The sequence below is a fragment of the Arthrobacter sp. Ld5 genome (assembly GCF_051172775.1).
Classification (GTDB): Bacteria; Actinomycetota; Actinomycetes; order Actinomycetales; family Micrococcaceae; genus Arthrobacter_D.
On the sequence record NZ_JBPKBO010000014.1, the window covers coordinates 102150 to 126483 of the forward strand.

At 71.7% G+C, this 24334-nt stretch carries 21 protein-coding genes; 5 read left to right on the forward strand and 16 right to left on the reverse strand.

Annotation, left to right across the window (positions count from 1 at the left end; translation table 11 throughout):
• Positions 1 to 30: 30 nt before the first annotated feature.
• From tsaD to alr, 5 genes are read right to left on the reverse strand one after another with little or no spacing between them, the layout of a single operon-like run.
• Positions 31 to 1116 (reverse strand): tRNA (adenosine(37)-N6)-threonylcarbamoyltransferase complex transferase subunit TsaD, encoded by a 1086-nt coding sequence (gene tsaD / locus ACSGDB_RS04795; RefSeq protein WP_434993287.1) that lies wholly within the window; start codon positions 1114 to 1116, stop codon positions 31 to 33.
• Positions 1113 to 1580, reverse strand: a complete 468-nt coding sequence (rimI, locus tag ACSGDB_RS04800) for a ribosomal protein S18-alanine N-acetyltransferase (protein ID WP_434993290.1) — start codon at positions 1578 to 1580, stop codon at positions 1113 to 1115. The genes tsaD and rimI overlap by 4 nt, the downstream gene beginning before the upstream one ends.
• Positions 1577 to 2257, reverse strand: coding sequence for a tRNA (adenosine(37)-N6)-threonylcarbamoyltransferase complex dimerization subunit type 1 TsaB (gene tsaB / locus ACSGDB_RS04805; RefSeq protein ID WP_434993293.1), 681 nt, complete (start codon positions 2255 to 2257; stop codon positions 1577 to 1579). Before tsaB ends, rimI begins: the two co-directional genes overlap by 4 nt.
• A gap of 9 nt (positions 2258 to 2266) precedes the next feature.
• Positions 2267 to 2815, reverse strand: coding sequence for a tRNA (adenosine(37)-N6)-threonylcarbamoyltransferase complex ATPase subunit type 1 TsaE (gene tsaE, locus ACSGDB_RS04810; protein ID WP_434993295.1), 549 nt, complete (start codon positions 2813 to 2815; stop codon positions 2267 to 2269).
• Positions 2799 to 3971: an alanine racemase gene (alr, locus tag ACSGDB_RS04815; protein WP_434993298.1), complete on the reverse strand. Its 1173-nt coding sequence runs from the start codon at positions 3969 to 3971 to the stop codon at positions 2799 to 2801. The genes tsaE and alr overlap by 17 nt, the downstream gene beginning before the upstream one ends.
• Before the next feature lie 89 nt (positions 3972 to 4060).
• Here alr and ACSGDB_RS04820 point away from each other — a divergent pair, with 89 nt between their 5' ends.
• Positions 4061 to 4639, forward strand: coding sequence for a GIY-YIG nuclease family protein (locus tag ACSGDB_RS04820; RefSeq protein ID WP_434993300.1), 579 nt, complete (start codon positions 4061 to 4063; stop codon positions 4637 to 4639).
• Positions 4640 to 4720: 81 nt separating this feature from the next.
• Positions 4721 to 5779, forward strand: a complete 1059-nt coding sequence (locus ACSGDB_RS04825) for a phosphatase PAP2 family protein (RefSeq protein WP_434993301.1) — start codon at positions 4721 to 4723, stop codon at positions 5777 to 5779.
• Positions 5780 to 5786: 7 nt separating this feature from the next.
• Here ACSGDB_RS04825 and ACSGDB_RS04830 read toward each other — a convergent pair whose 3' ends face one another.
• Complete coding sequence (locus tag ACSGDB_RS04830) at positions 5787 to 6923, reverse strand: PfkB family carbohydrate kinase (protein ID WP_434993302.1); 1137 nt, start codon at positions 6921 to 6923, stop codon at positions 5787 to 5789.
• A gap of 123 nt (positions 6924 to 7046) precedes the next feature.
• Here ACSGDB_RS04830 and ACSGDB_RS04835 point away from each other — a divergent pair, with 123 nt between their 5' ends.
• Together ACSGDB_RS04835 and ACSGDB_RS04840 are read left to right on the forward strand one after the other, a co-directional pair.
• Positions 7047 to 7310 carry a hypothetical protein gene (locus ACSGDB_RS04835; RefSeq protein WP_434993304.1) on the forward strand — a complete coding sequence of 88 codons (264 nt, stop codon included), beginning with the start codon at positions 7047 to 7049 and terminating at the stop codon, positions 7308 to 7310.
• Complete coding sequence (locus ACSGDB_RS04840; protein WP_434993307.1) at positions 7307 to 8668, forward strand: 6-phospho-beta-glucosidase; 1362 nt, start codon at positions 7307 to 7309, stop codon at positions 8666 to 8668. The genes ACSGDB_RS04835 and ACSGDB_RS04840 overlap by 4 nt, the downstream gene beginning before the upstream one ends.
• Before the next feature lie 23 nt (positions 8669 to 8691).
• On the opposite strand, the gene ACSGDB_RS04845 is transcribed toward ACSGDB_RS04840, so the two are convergent.
• The 10 genes from ACSGDB_RS04845 to glmS all read right to left on the reverse strand — a co-directional run bounded on the left by ACSGDB_RS04845 (position 8692) and on the right by glmS (position 23068).
• Positions 8692 to 9201 (reverse strand): GNAT family N-acetyltransferase, encoded by a 510-nt coding sequence (locus ACSGDB_RS04845; protein ID WP_434993309.1) that lies wholly within the window; start codon positions 9199 to 9201, stop codon positions 8692 to 8694.
• Positions 9201 to 10247 carry an L-glyceraldehyde 3-phosphate reductase gene (mgrA, locus tag ACSGDB_RS04850; RefSeq protein ID WP_434993311.1) on the reverse strand — a complete coding sequence of 349 codons (1047 nt, stop codon included), beginning with the start codon at positions 10245 to 10247 and terminating at the stop codon, positions 9201 to 9203. Before mgrA ends, ACSGDB_RS04845 begins: the two co-directional genes overlap by 1 nt.
• 27 nt (positions 10248 to 10274) lie before the next feature.
• Complete coding sequence (locus ACSGDB_RS04855) at positions 10275 to 11042, reverse strand: EAL domain-containing protein (RefSeq protein ID WP_434993312.1); 768 nt, start codon at positions 11040 to 11042, stop codon at positions 10275 to 10277.
• Positions 11043 to 11285: 243 nt separating this feature from the next.
• Positions 11286 to 12497, reverse strand: coding sequence for a GGDEF domain-containing protein (locus tag ACSGDB_RS04860; protein WP_434993313.1), 1212 nt, complete (start codon positions 12495 to 12497; stop codon positions 11286 to 11288).
• A 153-nt stretch (positions 12498 to 12650) separates the two neighbouring features.
• The gene (gene treZ, locus ACSGDB_RS04865) at positions 12651 to 14405 is read right to left on the reverse strand and encodes a malto-oligosyltrehalose trehalohydrolase (RefSeq protein ID WP_434993315.1); all 1755 of its coding nucleotides are present in this window, start codon (positions 14403 to 14405) and stop codon (positions 12651 to 12653) included.
• Complete coding sequence (gene treY / locus ACSGDB_RS04870) at positions 14402 to 16714, reverse strand: malto-oligosyltrehalose synthase (protein WP_434993317.1); 2313 nt, start codon at positions 16712 to 16714, stop codon at positions 14402 to 14404. The genes treZ and treY overlap by 4 nt, the downstream gene beginning before the upstream one ends.
• 52 nt (positions 16715 to 16766) lie before the next feature.
• Positions 16767 to 18953 carry a glycogen debranching protein GlgX gene (glgX, locus tag ACSGDB_RS04875; protein WP_434993318.1) on the reverse strand — a complete coding sequence of 729 codons (2187 nt, stop codon included), beginning with the start codon at positions 18951 to 18953 and terminating at the stop codon, positions 16767 to 16769.
• A gap of 141 nt (positions 18954 to 19094) precedes the next feature.
• Complete coding sequence (locus tag ACSGDB_RS04880; protein WP_434993319.1) at positions 19095 to 20657, reverse strand: bifunctional ADP-dependent NAD(P)H-hydrate dehydratase/NAD(P)H-hydrate epimerase; 1563 nt, start codon at positions 20655 to 20657, stop codon at positions 19095 to 19097.
• 44 nt (positions 20658 to 20701) lie between these two features.
• The gene (locus ACSGDB_RS04885) at positions 20702 to 21073 is read right to left on the reverse strand and encodes a holo-ACP synthase (RefSeq protein ID WP_434993320.1); all 372 of its coding nucleotides are present in this window, start codon (positions 21071 to 21073) and stop codon (positions 20702 to 20704) included.
• A gap of 54 nt (positions 21074 to 21127) precedes the next feature.
• Positions 21128 to 23068 carry a glutamine--fructose-6-phosphate transaminase (isomerizing) gene (gene glmS, locus ACSGDB_RS04890; protein WP_434993321.1) on the reverse strand — a complete coding sequence of 647 codons (1941 nt, stop codon included), beginning with the start codon at positions 23066 to 23068 and terminating at the stop codon, positions 21128 to 21130.
• Between the two features lie 76 nt (positions 23069 to 23144).
• On the opposite strand from glmS, the gene coaA reads away from it, so the two are divergent.
• On the forward strand, positions 23145 to 24107 hold the full coding sequence (gene coaA / locus ACSGDB_RS04895) for a type I pantothenate kinase (protein WP_434993559.1): 963 nt from the start codon (positions 23145 to 23147) through the stop codon (positions 24105 to 24107).
• Positions 24108 to 24334: the final 227 nt, after the last annotated feature.

Sequence of the window (24334 nt, forward strand, 5' to 3'; positions counted from 1 at the left end):
TAAAGCTAGTCTGTCTAGCAATCAGCACACTTACGCGCCGGCCAGGGCGATGCGGGTGACGGGGAGGGACGGATCGGTCCCGAACGCGATCCCGCTGGGGCTGCCCCCGGCCAGTACGATCTGCGCCCCGAGCGCGGCGACCATGGCGCCGTTGTCCGTGCACAGCGAGGGCGCCGGGACCGTCAGGGTGATGCCCGCGTGCGCGCACCTCTCGCCCGCCAGCTGCCGGAGGCGCCGGTTGGCGGCCACACCCCCGCCCAGCAGCAGGTGGGTGATGCCGTGCTCGCGGCAGGCGAGGACGGCCTTCGACGTGATGATGTCCACCACGGCCTCCTGGAAGGACGCCGCAATGTCCGCCACGGGCACCTCCAGCCCGGCCGCCTCGTACTGCTCCACCGAGCGGGCGACGGCGGTCTTGAGGCCGCTGAAGGACCAGTCGTACCGGTGGGGCCCGGGCTCCTCGGCGCTGCCCATGTACTTCGGCTGCGAGAGCCCGCGCGGGAAGCGGATGGCCCGCGGATCGCCCTGCCGCGCCAGCCGGTCGATGGCGGGCCCGCCGGGGTATCCGAGGCCCAGGATCCGCGCCGTCTTGTCGTAGGCCTCGCCGGCGGCGTCGTCGATGGTTGACCCGAGCAGTTCGACCTCGTCGGCGATGCTGCCGACACGGAGGATCTCGGTGTGCCCGCCCGAGACGAGCAGCGCGCCCAGGTTTGCCGGCAGGCCGTCGCTGAACGTGCCGCCCAGCACGCCGACGCCGACGTGCGCCACGAGGTGGTTGATCGCGTAGAGCGGCTTGCCCGTGGCGACGGCGAGCGCCTTCGCCGCGGAGACGCCGACCATGAGGGCACCGGAAAGCCCGGGACCGGCCGTGACGGCGATCGCGTCGAGCTCGTCGAGCGTCACGCCGGCGTCGTCGAGCGCCGCCCGGAGGGTCGGGACGAAGGCCTCGAGGTGCGCGCGCGAGGCGATCTCGGGGATGACGCCGCCGAAGCGGACGTGCTCGTCCATCGAGGAGGACACGGTGTTGGTCAGCAGTTCGGTGCCGCGGACGATCCCGATGCCGGTCTCGTCGCACGAGGATTCGATGCCGAGGACCAGGGGCCGGTCGGTGGTCATGGTGTCCTTTCTCCGTCCGAGGCCAGGCCGAGCCGCATCACCCAGGCGTCCACCCCGTCGCGGTAGTACTTCTTCCGGGTGTGGATCCTCCGGAAGCCGAACCGTTCGTAGAGCGCCTGGGCGCGGGGATTGTCGGCCCGGACCTCGAGCATCACGTTGTCGGCACCGCGCCGGCGCGCCTCGTGGAGCAGCTCGGTGAGCAGTGCCCGCCCGATGCCCCGGCCCTCGAAGCGCGGCAGCACGCCGATGGTCTGGATGTCGGCCGTCGTGTCGATCACCATGAGGCCCGCGTAGCCGACGGCGTCGCCGTCCACCTCGGCCACCAGGTAGCGCCGCGTGTCCGGCTGGAAGAACTCCGTGTAGAACATCTCCAGCGGCCAGGCGTCGGTGGGGAACAGCTCGTTCTCGAGCCGGCCGATGGCCTCGATGTCCTCGAAGGCCAGGTCCCGGAGGAGGAAGCTCACGCCGTCGCCCGCTTCCTCGGCCCGGGTACCTGCGCGTCCGACTCGCGCAGGTACAGCGGCGAGGTGTCCCGCAGGGATGCGCCCGCGAGCAGTCGTCGGTGGGCCACCCGGGCCAGGGAGGCGGCGTCGGGGTCCGACGCCGCGAAGGCCGGGACGCCGTCGACGGCGTCGGGGTACAGGCTCGCGGCCCTCCCGACCAGCGGCCGGCCCCCGGGCAGCGCGGCGGCGGCGCCCACGTGCGGACCGTCGACGAGGTCGGGAAGGTCACCCGACCGCGACGGCGCCCGGTACGCCGCCCAGTACACCTCGCCCCGGCGGGCGTCGGTCCCCACGAGGAACCCGCTGCCGGCCGGCACCGCACCGCCCGTCACGGCGTCGAAGGCGAGGGCGTCCAGGCTCATGACCCCGTGCAGCGGTACGCCCCACACGAAACCGAGGGTCCGGGCGGTCACGAGACCGGCGCGCAGTCCGGTGAACGGCCCGGGGCCCACACCGGCGACGACGGCGTCGAGGTCGGTCCCCGCCACCCCGGCCTCGGACAGGATGCGGCGCACCGCCGGGGCGAGGACCTCCGCGTGCGAGCGGGTGTCGGCGCTGGCGAACCGGCCGACGACGACGTCGTCGCGCAGGAGCGCCACAGTGGCCGCGGCGGAGGTGTCGAGGGCGAGGAGAAGCACCCGACAATCCTAGTCGAGCGGCAGCGCGGGCGGCCCTCCGGCCCAGCGCGGACCGGCGCCCGAGAGCGTGACGGTGCGCACCTCGTCCTCGCCGTCGTCGGCGAAGTCCGTGACGGGTCCGGCTCCGGGCCCGTCCGGGCCGGCGCCGCCGAGCGGTCGGATGATCTCCACGCGGAGCCAGCTGTCGGCGAGGTGCTCCACGCGTCCGGCACCCCACTCGATGACCGTGACGTTGGCGTCCAGGGTCGCCTCGAGGTCGAGGTCGTCGACGGCGGCGGCGCTCTCGAGCCGGTAGGCGTCCACGTGGACGAGTCCCGGCCGACCGTCGCGCGCGGGGTGCTGGCGGACGAGCACGAAGGTGGGCGAGATGATGCGGTCCTGGACGGCGAGGCCGCGCCCTAGGCCCTGCGTGAATGTGGTCTTGCCGGCACCCAGCTCACCCGAGAGGACCAGCAGGTCCCCCGCCCGGAGGTGCCCGGCGAGGACGGCGGCGAGCGCCTGGAGCTCGGCGGCCGACCCGACGTCGTACGACACCGTCCACTCAGGCACCGGTGTCATCGCCGCCCTCCCGGGGTGCCTCGAGGTACACCCGTTCCACGCGGTCGCTGATGCGGGTGACCACCTCGTAGTTGATGGTCTGCGCGGCGGCGGCCCAGTCCTCGACGGGCGGGGCGTCCCGACCGCCGAACAGGACCGCACGCTGGCCCAGGGGGCTCGCCGGGGTGTCCGCCAGGCCGGTGGCCCCGAAGTCGATGACGAGCTGGTCCATCGCGATCCGACCGACCACGGGGTAGACGCGCCCGCCCACCAGGACCGGCGCCCCGGTGGCGATGCGGGGAACCCCGTCCGCGTACCCGACGGGGATGAGCCCGAGCGTGGTGGCCTTGCGGGTGCGGTACGCGTACCCGTAGGAGACGCCCTGGCCGGCGGGTACCTCCTTGCAGTTCGCCACCGTGGTGCTGAACGTCATGACGGGCCGCAGCCCCAGGTCCTCGGGCCCCTGGTCGGCGAAGGGTGAGAGCCCGTAGATGCCCAGGCCCACGCGCACCAGGTCGAAGTGGCAGTCGGGGCGCGAGAACGTGGCGGGGGTGTTCGCGAGGTGCCGCACCTCGACGTCGAGCCCGGCGTTCTCCGCGGCGGCGACGGCGTCGCGGAACGCCCGGACCTGCAGGTCCGTCTCCGGCCGGGCGGGCTCGTCGGCGACGGCCAGGTGGGAGAAGACGCCGACCACGCGGATGAGGCCCTCCTCCTGGTAGGCGACGGCGCGGCCGAGCAGGGCGTCCCACTGCTCCGGCGGGCAGCCGTTGCGGCCCAGCCCGGTGTCGATCTTCAGGTGCACGATGGCGGGACGCTCGAGCTCGCGCGCGGCGGCGACCACGTGCTCGAGCTCCCACCCGGAGATCCCGAGGTCCAGTCCGTGCTCCACGCCGGCGGCGAAGTCGGTGCGGGAGGTGTGCAGCCAGGCGAGGATGGGCGCCTCGATACCGGCCTCCCTCAGGGCGACGCCCTCGCTGACATGGGCCACGCCGAGCCAGGCCGCCCCCGCCTCGAGGGCGGCGCGGGCCACGGGCAGTGCGCCGTGACCGTAGGCGTCGGCCTTCACGACCGCCATCACGCGCGCGGGGTGGGCCACGTCGCGGAGGTGGCGGATGTTGTGCCGCAGCGCATCGAGGTCGATCTCTGCGGCGCGTTCGGGGAAAGTCACCCGGCCCATTCTGCCAGTTCCGTCTGGACGCCCGCCGACCGCGGGGTGCGCGGGCGGCGGGCTTGCGCCCGGTGGCACCGGCCGGGAGGATCGAAGACATGTTCGATTCGGACGAGGCCGGCCCTACCTGCGAACTCCGCCGGGAGGACGGCCTGCCCTGCGGTGGAGCCGCGGTCGGCGCTTCCGTGCCCGTGTGCCGCGCCCACGCGGCGATGATCGGCGACTGGGTCGCTGCCGAGTACGGCGTGACCGACGTCCTGCCCGGCGCCTGCCGCGCCTGCGGCTCCCGCCTCGGTGTTCGGTATCCCTCCGGCTGGGTGTGCGCGGCCTGCGAGTGGCGGGTCGGCGATGTCCTCGACGACGGCCTGCCGCCGCCGCGCGTGGACATCGTGTACTACCTCCGCTTCGGGGATCGGATCAAGATCGGCACGACGGCGAACCCCCGGCAGCGGTTCGCCCGCCTGTGGCATGACGAGGTGCTGGCGTTCGAGAAGGGCGACCGGCTGCTCGAGCATCGTCGCCATCAGGAGTTCGCCGCGTTCCGCCTCGGCCGCTCGGAGTGGTTCGCCGCGTCACCCGCCCTCGAGGAGCACGTCCGTGGCCTCGCGGCCGGGGTGGAGGACCCGTGGGCCCGGTACGCCCGGTGGCTGGGCGAGGCGGCGGCGCTGCGGGGCTGAGCGGCGTGTCCCGGAAAAGCAGGACGTCGGTGGACGGAGTGCCGTGACCATGACGGGCCCCTGATGCATTAGAACTGTCTGATGAAGTCCGCGCCCCCGACGACGGGGCATGCCCCCTCCACACTGTTCCGCCTCCCCTTCGCGGTGGCGGCTGCCTTCGCCGTCCTCACGGCCGTGGTGGCCGTCGCCTCCGGCCTACCCCTGCGCGATCCCGACGGTTTCCTCGGCCCGAGCTACGTCCGCCTGCCCCTGCTCCTGGCGGCCCTGATCCTGGTCGACATGATCCCCTCCATGCTGCGCCGGCGGACCGCCCAGGGAGGCATGCTGCCCGCGGCGATCCAGGAACTGCGGCGACGCTGGCCTGCGCCGCGGCTGGTGGCGACCTCCGTGGGCCTGCTGACCTTCTACCTGGCGTACGTCTCGTACCGGAACATGAAGAGCTTCCTGCCGTTCGTCCGCGACCGCGTGACGGACCCGCTCCTGCAGGCGAGTGACCGCTGGCTCCTGGGCGGCGACCACCCCGGCGACGTGCTCCAGCAGGTCCTCGGCACGGGGACGAGCGCGCACCTCCTGGCGGCCGTCTACGTGTCCTACCTCGTGTTCGTGCCCGTGTCCGTGGCGGCGGCGCTCGTCTGGTCGCGGCGGCTCTCGCACGGGGCCTGGTACGTCACCGCGCTGTCCTTCAACTGGATCCTCGGGGCGCTCAGCTACTACGCCCTGCCCTCCCTCGGCCCCATCTACGTGGAGCCCCGACACTTCTCGGATCTGCCGGACACCGCGGTCACCGCCCTGCAGGAAGCCCTCTACCGCAACCGGGTGCGGGTCCTGGCCGACCCCCACGCCACGCAGTCGGTGCACGGCATCGCGGCGTTTGCCTCCCTGCACGTCTCGGTCGTCTTCACGGCCGCCGTCATGGCGCACCTGCTCCGCCTGCCGCGCGTGATCAGGGCGGCGCTCTGGGCCTACACGCTGCTCACTGCCCTCGCGACCGTCTACTTCGGCTGGCACTACGTCGTCGACGTCGCCGCCGGGGCCGCCCTCGGTGCCCTCGCGATCTGGCTCGCGGCACTCGCCACGCGGTCCGTGGGGGCGGCGACTCCAGGGCCGGCGCCCGTCCTGGCGACGGCCGGCAGCGTGTGAGGACCCGTCACCGGGTGTCCGGCGCCTCCGGGCCGCCCTCGCAGGGGCGGATCGACGGCGAGGCGTCGGAGTGCCGGGCGATCGTCGCCGTCGCCCTGCGGGAGGCCTGGCCAGGAACATCGGAGACCAGGCCCTCCAGGAACGCGTAGCGTCGCCGCAGCTGCTTCTGCACCGCGTCACCCCCGGCGCTGACCCGGTGCCACCAGTCCGCGATGTCGCCCCATCCGGGCGCGGCCAGCGAACCGCCGACGTGCTGCACGGACAACGACGCGCAGAGATTCGCGAACGCCAGGCGGTCGGCGAGCCGGAACCCCGCGAGGTCGGCCATGACGAAGGCGGCGCTGAAGCAGTCCCCCGCTCCGGTGGGATCATGGGCGGACACGGGCAGGGCCGGCATCCACTCCTCCTCCCCCGTGAGCGAGTCGATGGCGATGGCACCGTGCTGCCCGACCGTGACGACGGCGACCGGCACCCGGTCCGCCAGCGAGTACAGCGCGGCCCACGGGTCGTCGGTGCGCGTGTACGCCATGGCTTCGACGGCGTTGGGCAGGAAGGCGTAGAAGGCGTCGAGGGAGGCGAGCGCCTCGGGCGCCCATTCCCCGTCCGGGTCCCACCCCACGTTGCCGAAGAGCTTCGTGCCGCGGCCCGCCGCGGCATCCGCCCACGGCTCCATCTCCCGCTCCACACCGACGACGGCGGCACGGCAGGACGGCGGCACCCCGATGAGCTCGGTGGCGCGCAGCGGCGCAGCGTGGCCGTGCGTCACCATCGACCGGTCCTGGTGCACCGAGAGGGAGACCGTGACCGGGGAGTGCCACTGCCCGAAGACGCGGGAGCGGGAGAGGTCCACGTGTTCCTGGTCCTGCAGCACGTCCCAGTTGAACTGGCCGTAGCCGTCGTCGCCGAACGCCGCGGCGAGCGTGGTGCGCAGTCCGAGGCGGCTGGCGGCGATGGCCTGGTTCGCGATCCCTCCGGGACCGGAGCCCATGCCGTCGGTCCAGACCTCCGTCCCGGGCGCCGGCAGCTGCTCCAGCCCCGTGAAGACGATGTCGAAGAACACCTGCCCGGTGAGCAGCAGGTCGAACTCGGGCCCGTCCGGGCCCCGCGTGGCTGCCAGGGGATCGAAGCGGTGCTGTTGGACCATGTACGGCACCTTACTGCTCCGGCGCGGGGTCGGCGGCCCCCGGGAGTGCCCGGTCCGTCGAATCACCCCGGGGGGCGAGCTTCCGGCCCGTCTTCCGTAGGCTGGGGTCATGGCAGGGACACCATGACCCGGGACACGACCAGGGACACCGACAGCACCGGGGACGACGACGGCTCGTCCCGGCGTCCGTCCGGCGCCCCTCCGTTGCTGCCCATCGGAGCCCGCATCCTGGTGGGCGTGGCGGCCGTGGTCTTCGCCGTCTCGCTCGGCTTCGTCCTCGCGTACACGACGTCGGTGCCGGTGGTGCTGTGCGTGCTCATCGGCCTCGCGCTCGCCGGTACGCAGGTGTACGCGCTGCGCCGCGCCCTGTTCCGCGGCGGCCGATGAGCGCCGGCGCAACCCTGGTCGTCGTGGGCGGCGGGGGCTTCCGCGTGCCCCTGGTGCACCGCGCGCTGTCCTCCGCACCGTTCGCCGGGCTCGTGTCCGACGTCGTCCTGGTGGACACCCTGCCCGACCGCGCCCGCGCCATCGCCCGGGTGCTCGCCGCACTGCCGCCGGGGGGACTGCCGGCGCCGACGGTCCGCGTGGCGTCCCGGTTGGAGGAGGCACTGCCCGGCGCCGATCTCGTGTTCGCTGCGGTGCGCAGCGGCGGGGCGGAGGGGCGCATCCTCGACGAACGCGTGGCCCTGGCCTGCGGGCTCCTCGGCCAGGAGACCGTGGGGGCCGGCGGCATCTCCTACGCCCTGCGGTCCATCCCGGACATGATGCGGGTGGCCACGCTGATGCGGGACCTGGCGCCCGACGCGTGGCTCGTCAACTTCACCAACCCGGCCGGCATGGTCACCGAGGCCCTCGCCGCGGTCCTGGGCCACCGGGTGATCGGCATCTGCGACTCGGCGTCGGGCCTCGTCACCCGGGCGGCCCGCGCCGCGGGCGTGGAACTCGGCGGGTCCCTCACCGGGGTCGACTACGTGGGCCTCAACCACCTGGGCTGGCTGCGCCGGCTCGACGTGCACGGCGGCGGGCGCGACCGCCTCCCGGAGCTGCTCGCCGACGCCCCGCGCCTGGCGGGCTTCGAGGAGGGGCGCCTCTTCGGCCCGGACCTCCTCCGGGTCCTCGGGGCGGTGCCCAACGAGTACCTGTTCTACTACTACTTCCACCGCGAGGCCCTGCGCTCCATCCGGGGTGCGGACAGGACCCGCGGCGAGACGCTCCGCGACCAGCAGGCGGGCCTCTTCCCCCGGCTCCTCGCGTCCGCGGATCCGCTCGCGGTCTGGGAAGCCGCCCGGCGTGAACGGGAGTCCGGCTACCTGGCCGAGGCCCGGACGGCGGGAGAGGAGCGCGACGAGGCGGACCTCGCCGGGGGCGGGTACGAGCGCGTGGCCCTCCGGGTCATGCGCGCCCTGCTCACCGGCCGGCGCGCGGAGCTGATCCTCAACGTCCGCAACGGGGGGACGTTCGGGCAGCTGCCCCCGGACGCCGTCGTCGAGGTGCCGTCCGTGGTGGACGCCGACGGCGCGCGGCCCCTGCCGGCGGCCCCGCTGGACCTCCACCAGCTGGGGCTCATGGCCTCGGTGAAGGCCGTCGAGCAGGATACGATCCGCGCCGCGGTCCAGGGGGACCGCGATGCCGCCCTGCGTGCATTCGCAGGGCATCCCCTCGTGGACTCCTTCCACGCCGCCACGCGCGTGCTCGCGGGCTACGAAGAGGCGTTCCCGCGGCTGAAGGCGTCCTGGTCCGGCTGACCCGACCGGCCCGCGCCGGTCCCCTACAGGACGCGGTGCATGATGTGGAGGCCCGTCGGTCCCACCCCGGGATGGCGGAACGCGCCCGGGACGGTGCCGACGATCGTGAAGCCGAGCGAGGACCAGAGGGCGAGGGCCCGTTCGTTCGTCTGGACCACGGCGTTGAACTGCATCGCCGTGTAGCCCGCCGCCCGCGCCTCCTCGAGCACATGACCGGCGAGGGCCCGGCCCACGCCCCGCCCTCCGGCGTCGGCCGCGACCAGGAAGGAGGCGTTCGCGACGTGGGCGCCGTTCCCGCCCCGGTTGGCGTGCAGCTGGGCGGTACCCACCACGCGGCCGTCGGCCTCGTCGACGGCGACGACGACGCGCAGGCTCGGATCGGTCCCGGCCGGACCGGGGAACCACTCGAGGCGCCCCGCCGCCTCGTCCATCGTGGTGTCCCAGCAGTAGGTCTCGCCGGCACGGGCCACCGGCTCCAGGATGGACCAGATGGCCGGCCAGTCCTCCGGCTCGGCCTGCCGGAACCGCAGCATCAGGCCTTGAGGGCGTTGGCCCAGAGGTTGATGTCCGACTCCACGGCGAACTCGTCGATGCGCGTCAGTTCCTCGGCCGTGAAGTCCAGGCGCCCGATCGCCACCAGGCTGTCCTCGAGCTGACCCACACTGGAGGCCCCGATCAGCGCCGACGTCACCGCCGTGCCCCTGGACCGGTCCCGCAGCACCCAGGCGATCGCCAGCTGCGCCAGCGACTGCCCCCGCCCCTCCGCGATCGCGTGCAGACCCCGGATCCGCTCCAGGTTCTCCGCACTGAGCTGACCGGTGTCCAGCGACTTCCCCGCCGCGGCCCGCGAGTCCCCGGGCACCCCGTGCAGGTACCGGTCCGTCAGCAGGCCCTGCGCCAGCGGCGAGAACGCGATCGACCCCGCCCCCACCTGCTCCAAGGCCTCGAACAGATTCGGGGACCCGTTCTCCGTCCACCGGTTCAGCATCGAATACGACGGCTGATGGATCACCAGCGGCGTCCCCAGGTCCTTCAGGATCGCCGCCGCCTCCACGGTCCGCTCCGCCGAGTACGAGGAGATCCCCGCGTACAGGGCCCGCCCCGAGCGCACCGCCGTGTCCAGGGCTCCCATCGTCTCCTCCAGCGGGGTGCCCGGATCCGGCCGGTGGCTGTAGAAGATGTCCACGTACTCCAGACCCATCCGCTCCAACGACTGGTCCAGGCTCGCCAGCAGGTACTTCCTCGAGCCGAAATTCCCGTACGGACCCGGCCACATGTCGTACCCGGCCTTCGTGGAGATCACCAGCTCGTCCCGGAACGGCCGGAAATCGTCCTTCAGGTGCCGGCCGAAGTTCGTTTCGGCACTGCCGTACGGCGGACCGTAGTTGTTCGCCAGATCGAAGTGCGTCACGCCCAGGTCGAACGCCCGCCGCAGGATCTCCCGCTGCACCCCGAACGCCCTGTCGTCGCCGAAGTTGTGCCACAGGCCCAGCGACACCGCCGGCAGATGCAGCCCGCTCGCCCCCACCCGGCGGTACGGCATCGACTCATAACGGTTCTCGGCAGGGTGATAGGTCATTCCCTCATCGTAGGGGACCGCACGCCGTCACGCGGGGGAACCGACCTCCGGAGTCCACCCGACCCGCACCGCGGGGAGTGCCTCGAACGCGGGCTTCGCGAACCAGTAGCCCTGGAACAGACGGATGCCGCTCTCCTTCAGGAACACGTATTCGGCCTCCGTCTCGATGCCCTCCGCGAGCACCGTGATGCCGAGGTCCCGAGCGATGCCCACGATCCCGGTGACGACGGCCTGGCGGGCCGGACTGCTGTCCACTCCCCGGACGAGCAGCATGTCGATCTTGATGAGATCGGGCTGGAACTGGACCAGAAGCCCCAACCCCGCGTGGCCGGCCCCGAAGTCGTCAATGGCAGTGGTGAAGCCGTGCCTGCGGTACTCGGTGATGATGTTCGTGAGGTGGGCGGTGTCCGTGACCTCCTCGTTCTCCGTGAACTCGAACATGATCGACGACGTCGGGAAGCTGCACCGCGCGGCGGTGACCAGCGTGGCGCGGAGGCAGGCCGCTGGTTCGTAGACCGCGTTCGGCATGAAGTTGATGGACAGCTTCAGCTGCTCCTCCGCGGGGAACAGCCGGGACGCCAGTTCGATGGCCTTGATCCGGCAGTCCTGGTCGAAGCGGTATTTCTGCTCCGGCGAGACCCTCGACAGGACCTCGTAGGCACCCTCGCCGGACACGCCGCGCACCAGCGCCTCGTAGCCCCACACGCGGTCGTCCGCCGCGTCGTAGATCGGCTGGAAGGCCATGCTGAAGTCGACGTCGAGTCCTGACGGTGCCGTGCAGCCGGTGCATGCCATGCTGAGTGTCCCCTTTCTGATCCCGTCCACCCTAGGCCACCCGTGGGGCGGGGCGGCTCTGCCACGCCCGCGTCCCTCTGCGCGTGCCGCGGGAGGGGAACGGCGACCCGTCCGCCACCGCGCGCTCTTCCTCGTGGGGAGTTCGCCGCTGCCCATGAGGTGGTCGGCGACGCTCCGACCGGGCGAGCTCACTATGGTGCTCGCCACGACGCTCCGATACCCGGGTAGCGGAACGTCCTCCGGCTACCCGGTGCGGGCCCCGACGGCGTCGTCGGGGGACTCCGGGAAGGGTCCGCCGCCCGGGTCCGCCGGGCCGACGGCCTGGACGGCCCTGTCCCGCCCTCCGGCTTTCGCCGCATAGAGCGCGCGGTCGGCGGCCGCGATCGACGCGTCCAGGTCGTAGCCGCACGCCCCGATCGAGGAGATGCCGAAGCTGACCGTCGGCGTGGCGAAACCGCCCGGCGTGGGCTGGACCCGCAGCGCCAGGCTCACGTCCCGCGTGATGTCCTCGGCCCGGGCGGCCGAGGCACCGGGCAGCAGGAAGATGAACTCCTCGCCGCCGTAGCGGCCCACGAGATCCGTGGTCCGGACGGTCTCCGTACAGGCCTGCGCGAACGCCTCCAGCACCCTGTCACCCGCCGCGTGGCCGTGGGTGTCGTTGACGGCCTTGAAGAAGTCGAGGTCGGCGAGGATCAGAGCGCCGGGCCGTTCCGTCCGTGCCAGCCGGTCGACGTGCAGGTGTGCGAGATCGAGGAATCCCGTCCGGTTCAGGAGCCCCGTCAACCCGTCACGATCGGCCCGCGCCCGCAGGTCCGAGGCGATCTGTTCCGCACTCAGCGCCGCAGCGCTGAAGGACACGACGACCAGGAGGACAAGGGTCACCAGTGCCGTGATGCTGGATCCGAAGAAGGTCCTGAACAGGTAGCCGTCGGGGCCTCCCGCGACGAAGGCGATGCATCGCGCGAGATACAGCACCGCGACCGCCCCGGACGCGGCCGCGAGGGGTGCCTGCACCCTGCTGTAGCTGCCGGGCAGGCGCCACAGCTCCCAGGAGGCGAGTCCGATGGTCACGGACATCATGCCCAGAAGTACCGGCCCGCCGGACCACTCATTCGTCGCCGGGCTGTCCAACGCCGACGCCAGGAGCGTGAGCAGCGGCGCCACCGACAGCTGGAGCCAGCCGGGTCTGCTCGACCGCAGGGTCCGCGCCCCTGCCCAGACACTGACCGTGCCCAGCACCGACAGGGTGTTGGCCGCCGGGTTAGCCCAGACCTGGTGCTGCGTGCCGTCGAGCAGGTAGCCCGACGACCCGGCGCAGAAGAACAGGATGGCCGCACACCACCACGCGCTGTAGGCGGAGCGGGTCTGGCGGAACGCCACGGTGTAGAACAGCACCAGGAGGGTGATCGCGACGGCGCCGAAGGCCACCCGCAGTGTGGTGATGTCCAGGGTCATGGTGTTCCTGCCGCCTCGTTCTCCCGGGCCCGTCCAGGGCGCTCAGGGGGTCTCGTCTCCCGTGCGGGAGAACCTCCGGCCAGTATGCCGGAGTCCACCGACCCTTCGGCCGGCGGACTCCCGCTCCTGTCGAAACCCTTGCAGAGTCCTGACCTATGCCCCGTTCAGGTCGAGGACCAGGGACGCGTGCGCGGGCAACTGCACCGAGTCCTCGAGCAGCCCCACGCCGTCCACCGTGGAGAGCAGCACCTCCGCGGTGCTGCCGGCGACCGGGACGGTCACCATGGCGTCGCCCAGATTGAGGACGACGGCGGTGGTGCCCCGGTGCAGGACGATCCAGCGGTCGGCCTCGTCGTAGTCCACCGAGACGCTGCGGAAGTCGGGGTCGCGCAGTTCCGGCCGTGACCGGCGCAGGCGGATGAGCTCGCGGTAGGTGGACAGGAGTTCGGCGTGGTGTCCCTGCTCCGCTTCCGCCCAGTCCAGTTTCGCGGAGGCGAAGGTGGCCGGGTCCTGCGGGTTGGGGACGTCCTCCGGACGCCAGCCCATGCGCTCGAACTCCCTGAGGCGTCCCTCCGCGGTGGCCTTGCCGAGCTCCGGCTCGGGATGGGAGGTGAAGAACGGCCAGGGCGTCGACGCCCCGTACTCCTCGCCCATGAACAGCATCGGCGTGAACGGGCCGAGGATGTTCAGGACGGCGGCCTGCGCGAGCTGCGCCGGGTTCAGCGTCGCGCTGATGCGGTCGCCCGCGGCCCGGTTGCCGATCTGGTCGTGGTTCTGGGTCGCGACGACCAGCTGGAGGGGGCTGATCTCGGCCGGGTCGATCGCACGGCCGTGGTGGCGTTCCCTGAAGGACGAGTAGGTCCCGTTGTGGAAAAAGCCCTTCTCGAGCACCTTGGCGAGCGCTCCGACCGAGTCGAAGTCGAGGTAGTACCCCTCGGTCTCCCCCGTGAGGTTGACGTGCACCGCGTGGTGGAAGTCGTCGCTCCACTGTCCGGCGAGTCCGTAGCCCCCGACGTCGCGGCCCCGGATGAGGCGCGGATCGTTGAGGTCCGATTCGGCGATGAGGAACAGCGGCTTGCCGAGCTCCGCCGCGCACTCGTCCGTGCGGGCGGAGAACTCCTCGAGGATGTGCACCGCGCGCTCGTCGTGCAGCGCGTGCACGGCATCGAGGCGGAGCCCGTCCACGTGGTAGTCCCTGAACCACATGAGCAGGTTGTCGACGACGTAGTTGCGGACCTCGTCCGACTGCGGGCCGTCGAGGTTCAGGGAGTCGCCCCAGGTGTTGGACAGGCCCTCGGTGAGGTAGGGGCCGAAGAGCCCGAGGTAGTTGCCGCTGGGGCCGAGGTGGTTGTGGACGACGTCCTGGATGACGCCCAGGCCCGCCTGGTGCGCGGCGTCGACGAAGCGCTGGTAGGCGGCGGGGCCGCCGTAGGTCTCCTGGACCGCGTACCAGAGGACGCCGTCGTAGCCCCAGTTGTGCGTGCCGTTGAACGCGTTGACGGGCAGCAGCTCCACGTACTGCACGCCGAGGTCCACCAGGTGCCCGAGCTTGCCGATGGCGGCGTCGAGCGTCCCCTCGGGGGTGAACGTGCCGAGGTGCATCTCGTAGATGACGCCGCCGTTCATCCCCGGGGACTGCCACGAGCCGTCCTGCCACTGGTGGGCGGCGGGGTCGAAGGTCCGGGAGAGCCCGTGGACGCCGTCGGGCTGGCGCCGCGACCGGGGGTCGGGCACGGGGGTCTCGGAGCCGTCGACGAGATAGCCGTAGGACACGTCCCCGGTGTCGGTGGGAGCGTCCGGGGCATGCCACCAGCCGCCGCCACCCTGCGTCATGGGGTAGCGGGCGCCATCGGCGACGAGGGTGAGGGAGGTGGCGCGGGGCGCCCAGACCTCGAAGAGCGAACTCATGCTGCGTCCTCCTGGACCAGTAGCGCTGCGGGGAAGGTGGAGAAGAGGTCGGCGGCCCGGACGGTCCCGCCGCTCACCGAGGTGCCCGTGAGGGCGCAGGTGTAGCGGCCCTCGGGGAGCTCGAGCGTGGTGTCGCCCCAGCCCTCCCCCTGCGCGAGCCCGTAGGGCAGGCGCGTGATGAGGGTGATGGCCCCTCCCCGGTCGAACGCGAAGACGTGGTCGGCCGCCGCGCCGGAGGACGTGACCGCGGTGTAGCCGGTGAACAGTTCCGGGCGGTCACGGCGCAGCCTGAGGGCACGGGAGACGACGAGCAGCTTCGCGTGGGCGTCCGCGTCCACCGGGGGCAGTGCCCCGAAGTCGATGTCCGTCAGCACCTGCCGGCGCGCGTCGTAGTCCACCTCGCGGCGGTTGTCGGGATCCACGAGGGAGGTGTCCCAGAACTCGGTGCCCTGGTACACGTCCGGCACCCCCGGCATGGTGAGCTGGAGCAGCTTCAGGCCGATCGAGTTGGACCAGCCCGCCTGCTGGATCCGCGCGACGAGACCCGAGATGAGCGACGCCACGGCGTCGTCGTCGAAGGCGGCGTCGACGGCGTCGTGCATGCCGCGCTCGAACCCCTCGTCCGGCGCGGTCCAGTGCGTGCTGAGATCGGCTTCACGCGACGCCTTCTCGGCGTAGGCGTGGGCCCGTTCCCGGCTGATGGGCCAGGCCCCGACGAGCGACTGCCACAGCAGCGGCGCGAACGTCGGATCCTTGATGGGGGCCAGTTCCTCGAGCTGGTCGAGGATGCCCGTCCACTCGCCGGCGAGCTCGGACAGGACCGAGATCCGCGACCGCGTGTCCTCGCTGCGCTTGGTGTCGTGCGTGCTGAGGGTCGTCATGGCCAGCGGGCTCTCGGCCTGCCGTTCGAGCAGGCGCCGGTGCAGTTCCAGCGGGTCGATCGCGAAGATGGAGGGGTCCGCACCCACCTCGTTCAGCGACACGAGGCGCGAGTACCGGTAGAACGCGGTGTCCTCCACGCCCTTGGCCATGACCATGCCGGAGGTCTGCTGGAAGCGGCGGGCGAGTTCGGTGAGCTCACCCTCGCCCTCGAGGTACGGGTTGAGCAGCGGGTGGAGCGCGGCGATGGTGTCCGCGAGGTCGGGACGGCGCACCTGGGCGTCGCGCACCGCGTCGGCGAGGTGGTCGGCGCCGCCGGGCAGGTAGCTGCGGTAGACGGGGAAACAGGTCAGCAGTTCCGCGATCGCGTCGGCCGCCGCCCCGGCGTCGAGCCCCGCCCCGGACGGGACGAGCCGCGCGAGCCGCAGTACCTCGGAGCGGAGGATGCCGTCGGCGATGCCGCGCTTGGTCCCGTGGATCATCTCGTGGAACGGCGGCACGGGCACGGACTGCGTGAGCGCGTGCTCCCCCGCGGGGTCGGTGAACAGCCGGTCGATGTCCGCCAGGGCGTCGTACCCGGTGGTGCCCTCGGTCGCCCAGTCGGTCGGGAGCTTCTCGCCCGGCTCGAGGATCTTCTCGACGAGCACGTAGGCGCCGCCCGTCAGGGTGCGGAGGTCCTCCAGGTAGCCCTTCGGGTCGGCGAGCCCGTCGGGGTGGTCGATGCGCAGGCCGTCGACGAGCCCCTCGTCGAACCACCGCTTCACCTCGCTGTGGCTCTCCTGGAACACCCACGGGACCTCGACGCGCAGGCCGGCGAGCGTGTTGACGCCGAAGAACCGGCGGTAGTTGAGCTCCGCGTCGGCCCGGCGCCAGTTCACGAGTTCGTAGTGCTGGCGGGCGTGGACCTCCGCTCCCGTGTCACCGGGGTGGGCCGTGCCGTCCGCGATGGGGAACCGGTTGTCGTAGTAGCGCAGTTCGCCGTCGACGACCGCGAGCCGGTCCAGCTCGTCGTCGCCGTCGCCGAGGACCGGGACGCGGAGGCGCCCGTCGTTGGCGTCCCAGTCGACGTCGAACGCCTCCGCCATGCGCGAGCCGCGGCCCTCCCTAAGGAGCTGCCACCACCAGGCGTTGTCCGCGGGGGTCTCGATGCCCATGTGGTTGGGGACGATGTCCACGAGCACACCCAGGCCCGCGGCCCGGGCGGCCTCGCTGAGGGCAGCGAGGCCGTCCGGACCGCCGCGGTCGGGGTCCACGGTGGTGGGGTCCGTGACGTCGTAGCCATGCCCGGACCCCTTCTCCGCCGTGAGGATCGGCGACAGGTACACCCAGTCCACCCCGAGGTCGTGCAAGTACGGCACCAGGGCCGCGGCCCGGTGCAGGTCGAACTCGCTCCGGATCTGCAGCCGGTAGGTCGATTTCGGTGTCAACACGTGGGGGTCCTCCTCGGACGGTGGGTGGGTGTGCCTGTCGGGACGGGTGATGCTAGGGGGTGCCGGTCTTGGCGGTGACCTCGTTGGCGAGGATCGCCAGCGACGCCGCGACCGAGTGGTCGAGGTCCTCGACCTCCGTGTGGGCCCGCAGGACCACCATGGACTTCCCCTCGACCGAGACCGTGGCACCGGCCGGGATGGCAGCGGAGTCGGCGTACTTGCCGGCCGTGTCGATCACTTCGTCCCAGGACGTGCCGTACTCGTCGGACGGGATGGTGAAGTCGACGGCCTCGTCGTGCGCGTTGAAGTACAGCAGGAAGTTGGCGTCGAGGATCCGCTGACCGCGGGCGTCACGTCCCTGGATGCCCTGGCCGTTGAGGAACACACCGATCGACCGGCCGAAGCCGCTGTTCCAGTCCTCGGGCGCCATGAGCTCGCCGGCGGTGTCCAGCCAGACGATGTCGGGCAGCACCTCGCCCTCACCGCGGCGCACGGGCCGTCCGTCGAAGAACCGGCGCCGGCGGAACGTGGGGTGCTCCGAGCGCAGGCGGTTGACGGCGGCGGTGAACTCGAGCAGGGGCTGGTCCATCTTGTCCCAGTGCACCCAGCTGATCTCGGAGTCCTGGCAGTAGGTGTTGTTGTTGCCGTCCTGCGTGCGGCCGATCTCGTCGCCGTGCAGCAGCATCGGCACGCCCTGCGAGAGCAGGAGCGTCGCGATGAAGTTCCGCTGCTGGCGGGCACGGAGCGCGAGCACCTCGGCGTCGTCGGTGGGCCCCTCCGCCCCGCCGTTCCACGAACGGTTGTGCGATTCGCCGTCGTTGTTGTCCTCGCCGTTGGCCTCGTTGTGCTTCTCGTTGTAGGACACGAGGTCGCGCAGCGTGAAGCCGTCGTGGGCGGTGACGAAGTTGATCGACGCGACGGGGCGGCGCATGCTGTGCTCGTAGAGGTCCGCGGACCCCGTGAGGCGGGAGGCGAACTCGCCGATGCTGGAGGGCTCGCCCCGCCAGAAGTCGCGGACCGTGTCGCGGTACTTGCCGTTCCACTCGGTCCACTGCGGCGGGAAGTTGCCCACCTGGTAGCCGCCGGGTCCGACGTCCCAGGGCTCGGCGATGAGCTTGACCTGCGAGACGATCGGGTCCTGCTGCACGAGTTCGAAGAAGGCCGACAGGCGGTCAACCTCGTAGAACTCGCGGGCGAGGGCCGAGGCGAGGTCGAAGCGGAAGCCGTCGACGTGCATCTCGGTCACCCAGTAGCGCAGGGAGTCCATGAGCAGCTGCAGGGAGTGCGGGTTCCCGACATTGAGGGAGTTGCCGGTGCCCGTGGTGTCCATGTAGTACTGCTTGTCGTCCTCCACCAGGCGGTAGTAGGACGCGTTGTCGATGCCGCGCATGGAGATGGTGGGGCCCATGTGGTTTCCCTCGGCGGTGTGGTTGTACACCACGTCGAGGATGACCTCGATGCCCGCAAGGTGCAGTTCCCGCACCATGGCCTTGAACTCCTGGACCTGTTCGCCCTGGTCGCCGCTGGAGTTGTACTTGTTGTGCGGGGCGAAGAAGCCGATGGTGTTGTAGCCCCAGTAGTTCGAGAGGCCCTTCTCCTGGAGCGTGCTGTCGTTCACGAACTGGTGCACGGGCATGAGTTCGATCGCCGTGACGCCGAGCTTCTGCAGGTGGGCGATCACCGACGGGTGGGCGATGCCGGCGTAGGTGCCGCGCTGCTCCTCGGGGATGTCCGGGTGCAGCTGGGTGAGGCCCTTGACGTGCGCCTCGTAGATGACGGACTGGTGGTAGGGCGTGCGCGGCATGCGGTCGCCGTCCCAGTTGAAGAACGGGTTGACGACGACGCCGAGCATCATGTGCGCGGCGGAGTCCTCGTCGTTGACGGAGTGCTCGTCACCGAAGTTGTAGCCGAACAGCGCCTGGTCCCAGCCGAGATCGCCGGAGATGGCCTTCGCGTAGGGGTCGAGGAGGAGCTTGTTCGGGTTGCAGCGGTGTCCCTCGGCCGGGTTGTGCGGGCCGTGGACCCGGTAGCCGTACTTCTGCCCGGGAGAGACCTGCGGGAGGTACCCGTGCCAGACGTAGCCGTCGACCTCCTTGAGCTCGATGCGCGTCTCCGTGCCGTCGTCGTCGAAGAGGCACAGGACCACGAGGTCCGCGACCTCGCTGTAGAGCGCGAAGTTCGTCCCGGTGCCATCGTAGGTGGCTCCCAGGGGGTAAGCGTCGCCGGGCCAAAGTTCCATGAGTTCTCCTTGTATCTTCTGCCGTGCCCGCCTCCATGGGCGGTCACGGTGTACTCGCAGGCGGCGGGACATCGGTGCCCCGCGTGCCTGCTCCATGCATAACGCATTCTCTTGTCGGCGCGGTGGACCGCGTCGGTCAGCTCAGGGGGTTGCGGCCAGGCGGCGCTCCTCCACGAGATCCGCGACCACCGCGCGGACGGAATCCGGCAGGTCCGACACGACCACCGGTCCGGACCGCGCGGCGCGCCGCCCCGCCCGTCCGTGGATCAGTGCGCCCGCGGCTGCGGTCGCCGCCCAGAGGTCCGCGGGGGCGACGCCCACGCGGTCGGCGGCGCCGTCGTCCTCGGCCAGCGTGGCCGCGAGGGCCCCGATGATCCCGGAGAGCGTGTCCCCGGAGCCAGCGGTGGAGAGCCAGGGTGTCGCGTCGGCCTGGACGAACAGGGCGCCGGACGGGGCGGCGATCACGCTCGTGTACCCCTTGAGCAACACCGTCGCTCCCGTGATCGCGGCGGCCTGCCGGGCGAACCGCGCGGGCTCGGCCTCGATCTCGGCCCGCTCGACGTCGACCCCGCGGGCCGCCAGCAGCTCGCGGAGTTCCCCCGCGTGGGGCGTGAGGAGGACCTGCGGGCCCACGCGGGCGGGCACGGCGGCCAGCGCGCCGGCGTCGACGACGACGGGGAGTCCCGAGGCCATGGCGTCGACCGCGCGCTGCCGTTGGTCGTCGTCGTCCACGGCTCCGGGACCCACGAGCCAGGCCTGCGACCGCGCCTCGGCGATCGTGCCGGTCGATGCGACCACTTCGGGGTTCCGCTGGTGCACGAGGGACACGACGGCCTCGGGTCCGAGGTAGCGGACCATCCCGACGCCGGTGGCCAGGGCCGCACCGACGGCGAGGGCGGCGGCCCCCGGGTAGCGGGCCGAGCCGGCAGCGACGCCGATCACCCCGCGCGAGTACTTCTGGTCGTGCGGCTCGGGGAGGCGCAGGAGGGCCGCGGCGTCGGCTCCCTGGAGGCTGCGCGCCGCCGGGAGGAAGCCGGAGAAGTCCAGGCCGATGTCGACGACGTTCAGCTGGCCGGCGGCCACCGCGCCGTCCCCGATCAGGAGGCCGGCTTTCGCGGCCCCGAACGTGACGGTCGCGTCCGCGGAGAGGACGGGCCCGTCCACTCGGCCGGTGTCCACGCCGATGCCGCTCGGCAGGTCGCAGGCGACGACGAGCGTGGACCGGGCGGCGCGCGGGCCGGCGGCGGCGTCGAAGACCCGGACGAAGTCCGCGGCGGGACCGCGCAGGCCGCCGCTGGCACCGGTGCCGAGGATCCCGTCCAGCAGGACGTCGGCGGACGCCGCATGGGCTGCCAGCGCCGCGAGGTCCGGGGCGTCGGCCAGCCGGACGCTCGTCCCGCCGGCGCGTGTGAAGGCGTCCAGGGCGGCCTCGTGGGCCCGGTCCGCGGTGAGGATCGCCGTGGCACCGACACCCCGCCGCAGGAGCCGCTCCCCCGCGTACAGTGCGTCCGCACCGTTGTTCCCGCTCCCGGCCAGCACGACGGCGGTGGCCCCGTAGGTGCCGCGGCCGGCGTCGCGGAGGAGACCGAGGACGACGCCGAACAGGGCATGGGCAGCCCGCTGCATCAGGGCGTCCCCCTGGCCGGCGTCGAGGAGTGGTGCCTCCGCAGCGCGGACGTCACCACCGGAAAATGCTTGAAGCATATGGTCGAGCTTAGCGGTAAGCCGAGCGACAATCAGCACGGTTACTATTCTCGGCCCATCAGTGGGCTGCCCTCGGCCACCACCATGGCGGTGGCGAGGCCGCCGTCGTGGCTGATGGACAGGTGCCAGGTCTGGACGCCGCGGGCCCGGGCGGCCTCCGCCACGGTCCCGTCGACGACCACCGACGGCGCCCCGGTCTCGTCGACCGCGATGGTGCAGTGCTGCCAGTTCATGCCCACGGGGGCCCCGACCGCCTTCGCGACGGCCTCCTTGGCCGCGAACCGCGCAGCGAGGGACCGCGTGTTCAGCGCGCGCTCGGCCGGCACGAACAGCCGCTCGAGGAGCGCCGGGGTGCGTTCGAGCTGCTGCCGGAAGCGTTCGACGTCCACCACGTCGACGCCGATGCCGACGATCACGCCCGCCCCCGGCCGGGGGCCGCTGCGGGGGTCCGCAGCGGCCCCTGGAGGGGACTACTCAACCGTGACCGACTTCGCCAGGTTCCGGGGCTGGTCGACGTCGTAGCCCTTGGCGCTGGCGAGGGCCAGGGCGAAGATCTGCAGCGGCACCGTGGTCAGCAGCGGGGCGAGCAGCGTCGGTGTCGCCGGCACGTAGAACACGTGCTCCGAGTAGGCCTCGACCGTGGTGTCCCCCTCCTCGGCGATGACGATCGTCACGGCGCCGCGCGCGCGGATCTCCTGGACGTTGGAGACCACCTTGGCGTGCAGGGAATTGCGGCTGCTGGGGGACGGCATGACCACGACGACGGGCTGGCCCTCCTCGATCAGCGCGATCGGCCCGTGCTTGAGCTCGCCCGCGGCGAAGCCCTCCGCGTGGATGTACGCCAGCTCCTTGAGCTTCAGGGCCCCCTCCATCGCCACGGGGAAGCCCACGTGGCGGCCGAGGAACAGCACGGACTTGGCGTTGGCCATGTCGGTGCCGAGCTGCTTGATCTTGTCGGCGTCGTCGAGGATGGACTGGATCTTGCCCGGAATGGTCGAGAGGTCGGCGAGGACGTCGGCGATCTCGTCGCGGTACTTGTTGCCGCGCAGCTGCGCGAGGTACAGGCCCAGCAGGTAGGCGGCGGTGATCTGCGCGAGGAAGGCCTTCGTCGAGGCGACGGCGATCTCCGGGCCTGCGTGCGTGTACAGCACGGCGTCGGACTCGCGCGGGATGGTGGAGCCGTTGGTGTTGCAGATCGCCACGACCTTGGCGCCCTGCTCCCGCGCGTACCGGACCGCCATGAGGGTGTCCATGGTCTCCCCGGACTGCGAGATCGCGACGACGAGGGTCTTCTCGTTCACGATGGGGTCGCGGTACCGGAACTCGTGGGACAGCTCCACCTCGGTGGGGATGCGGCACCAGTGCTCGATGGCGTACTTGGCCACCTGGCCGGCGTAGGCGGACGTGCCGCACGCGAGCACCACGATCTTGTCGACGGAGCGCAGGATCGCCTCGTCGATGCGCAGTTCGTCGAGCATCAGGTTGCCGTCGACGCCGGAGCGGCCGAGGAGGGTCTGGCCGACGGCGTCGGGCTGGTCGTGGATCTCCTTCTCCATGAAGGAGTCGAAGCCGCCCTTCTCGGCGGCGGCGGCGTCCCAGCTGACGTGGAACTCGGTGCCCTCGGCGGGGGCCCCGAAGAAGTCGGTGATGGTGACGTCGTCGGGCGTGATGGTGACGATCTGGTCCTGGCCGAGCTCCACGGCGCGGCGCGTGAAGTCGATGAAGCCGGAGACGTCGGAGCCGAGGAAGTTCTCGCCGTCGCCGAGCCCCACCACGAGCGGGGAGTTGCGGCGGCCGGCGGCGACGACGCCGGGCTGGTCCTGGTGGATGGCGAGGAGCGTGAAGGCGCCTTCGAGGCGCTGGCAGGCCTGCTGCAGGGCGAGGGTCAGGAGATCGCCCTCGGTGCCGCTGTCGACGAGTCCGCGGTACAGCTGGCCCAGGAGCCCGGCCGCGACCTCGGTGTCGGTGTCGGAGATGAAGGACAGCCCCTCACCGGTCAGCTCGGCCTTGAGCTCGGCGTAGTTCTCGATGATGCCGTTGTGGATCACCGCGAGCCTGCCGTCGTCGGCGAGGTGCGGATGCGCGTTCTGGTCGGTCGGGCCGCCGTGGGTCGCCCACCGCGTGTGCCCGATCCCGGTCAGGGAGCGCGGCAGCGGGTCGGCCTCGAGCTCGGCGACGAGGTTGGTCAGCTTGCCCGCCTTCTTCCGCGACTCGATGCCGCCGGGGGTGATCACCGCCACCCCGGCCGAGTCGTACCCGCGGTACTCGAGGCGCCGGAGGCCCTCCATCACGACGTCGAGGGCGCCGTGCTGCGCTTCGGACGCCTCCCGATCGAACGCCGGGGCGACAGAGTCGAGCACCGATGATCCCTGGCCGTTGTCCCGGCCCACATATCCAACGATTCCACACATGACATCCAGAGTACCTGCGGCTGTGTTTGTTAATGCGCAGACCAGCGGGCAGAATCATCGGGTGAGCGACAGAGGCATGGGGACGCAGCAGGCCGTCAGCGCCGAATCCTTCACCCCCTTCGTGGAACTCGACCGCCAGACGTGGTCCCGCTTGTCCCACGAGATGAAGAGTCCGTTGAACTTCGAGGACGTCCAGCGGCTGCGGGGCCTGGGCGACGCGCTGAACCTCGACGAGGTGCGGGAGGTCTACCTCCCCCTCTCCCGCCTGCTGAACCTCTACACGGCCGCGGCCGACCAGCTGCACGCCGCCACCAACACGTTCCTCGGTGAGCGCACCACCCGCACGCCCTTCGTGATCGGCGTCGCCGGGTCCGTGGCGGTGGGCAAGTCGACGACGGCGAGGGTGCTGCGCGAGCTCCTGCGGCGCTGGCCCGACACCCCCGATGTGGCCCTGATCACCACGGACGGGTTCCTCTACCCGAATGCGGAACTCCACCGCCGGGGCCTCATGCAGCGCAAGGGGTTCCCCGAGTCCTACGACCGCCGGCGGCTCCTGCGCTTCGTCAGCGAGGTCAAGAGCGGTGCCGCCGAGGTCCGCGCCCCCTCGTACTCGCACCTCACCTACGACATCGTGCCGGGCCGTGAGATCGTGGTCCGCCGTCCCGACGTCCTCATCGTCGAGGGGCTGAACGTCCTCGCCCCGGCGCGGCCGCGGCCCGACGGCATCACCGGACTCGCGCTGAGCGACTTCTTCGACTTCTCCATCTACGTGGACGCGAAGACCGCCTATATCAAGGAGTGGTACATCCACCGCTTCCAGTCCCTGCGCTCCGGTGCGTTCGCCAACCCGGAGTCCTACTTCCACCGGTACGCGGACCTCAGCGACGAGGAGGCCCGCCGGACGGCGACCGGTATCTGGGAGCGCATCAACGAGCCCAATCTCGTGGCCAACGTCCTGCCCACACGCGGCAGGGCCCAGCTGGTGCTCACTAAGGACGCCGACCACTCGGTGCGGCGTATGCTCCTGCGGAAGACCTGAGCGTGCGCGTCCTGCCGTGGGTGGTCCTCGTCGTGATGCTCTCTGCCTGCTCCGGGCCAAACCCGGCGTCCGAGGCTTCCCCCGGCCCCGCGTCGGGGACCACCGCCTCGTCGGGGACCACTGCGGGGTCGGGCCCGATGCCCTCCGGGGACCTGCCCGCCCCGCCCCAGCGCGCACCCCCCCCAGCGCGCACCCCGTCCCGCCGCGAGCGCACCGGCAGCAACGGT

What these genes read in the sequence shown, in the direction of transcription:
- ACSGDB_RS04835 (WP_434993304.1), top strand. Translation starts at nt 7,047, where the DNA reads ATGACCCGGGACACGACCAGGGACACCGACAGCACCGGGGACGACGAC.
- ACSGDB_RS04840 (WP_434993307.1), top strand. Translation starts at nt 7,307, where the DNA reads ATGAGCGCCGGCGCAACCCTGGTCGTCGTGGGCGGCGGGGGCTTCCGC.
- ACSGDB_RS04880 (WP_434993319.1), bottom strand. Translation starts at nt 20,657, where the DNA reads ATGCTTCAAGCATTTTCCGGTGGTGACGTCCGCGCTGCGGAGGCACCA.
- ACSGDB_RS04860 (WP_434993313.1), bottom strand. Translation starts at nt 12,497, where the DNA reads ATGACCCTGGACATCACCACACTGCGGGTGGCCTTCGGCGCCGTCGCG.
- mgrA (WP_434993311.1), bottom strand. Translation starts at nt 10,247, where the DNA reads ATGACCTATCACCCTGCCGAGAACCGTTATGAGTCGATGCCGTACCGC.
- ACSGDB_RS04820 (WP_434993300.1), top strand. Translation starts at nt 4,061, where the DNA reads ATGTTCGATTCGGACGAGGCCGGCCCTACCTGCGAACTCCGCCGGGAG.
- glgX (WP_434993318.1), bottom strand. Translation starts at nt 18,953, where the DNA reads ATGGAACTTTGGCCCGGCGACGCTTACCCCCTGGGAGCCACCTACGAT.
- ACSGDB_RS04845 (WP_434993309.1), bottom strand. Translation starts at nt 9,201, where the DNA reads ATGCTGCGGTTCCGGCAGGCCGAGCCGGAGGACTGGCCGGCCATCTGG.
- alr (WP_434993298.1), bottom strand. Translation starts at nt 3,971, where the DNA reads ATGGGCCGGGTGACTTTCCCCGAACGCGCCGCAGAGATCGACCTCGAT.
- ACSGDB_RS04830 (WP_434993302.1), bottom strand. Translation starts at nt 6,923, where the DNA reads ATGGTCCAACAGCACCGCTTCGATCCCCTGGCAGCCACGCGGGGCCCG.
- ACSGDB_RS04855 (WP_434993312.1), bottom strand. Translation starts at nt 11,042, where the DNA reads ATGGCATGCACCGGCTGCACGGCACCGTCAGGACTCGACGTCGACTTC.
- tsaE (WP_434993295.1), bottom strand. Translation starts at nt 2,815, where the DNA reads ATGACACCGGTGCCTGAGTGGACGGTGTCGTACGACGTCGGGTCGGCC.
- ACSGDB_RS04825 (WP_434993301.1), top strand. Translation starts at nt 4,721, where the DNA reads ATGAAGTCCGCGCCCCCGACGACGGGGCATGCCCCCTCCACACTGTTC.
- glmS (WP_434993321.1), bottom strand. Translation starts at nt 23,068, where the DNA reads ATGTGTGGAATCGTTGGATATGTGGGCCGGGACAACGGCCAGGGATCA.
- treZ (WP_434993315.1), bottom strand. Translation starts at nt 14,405, where the DNA reads ATGAGTTCGCTCTTCGAGGTCTGGGCGCCCCGCGCCACCTCCCTCACC.
- tsaD (WP_434993287.1), bottom strand. Translation starts at nt 1,116, where the DNA reads ATGACCACCGACCGGCCCCTGGTCCTCGGCATCGAATCCTCGTGCGAC.
- coaA (WP_434993559.1), top strand. Translation starts at nt 23,145, where the DNA reads ATGGGGACGCAGCAGGCCGTCAGCGCCGAATCCTTCACCCCCTTCGTG.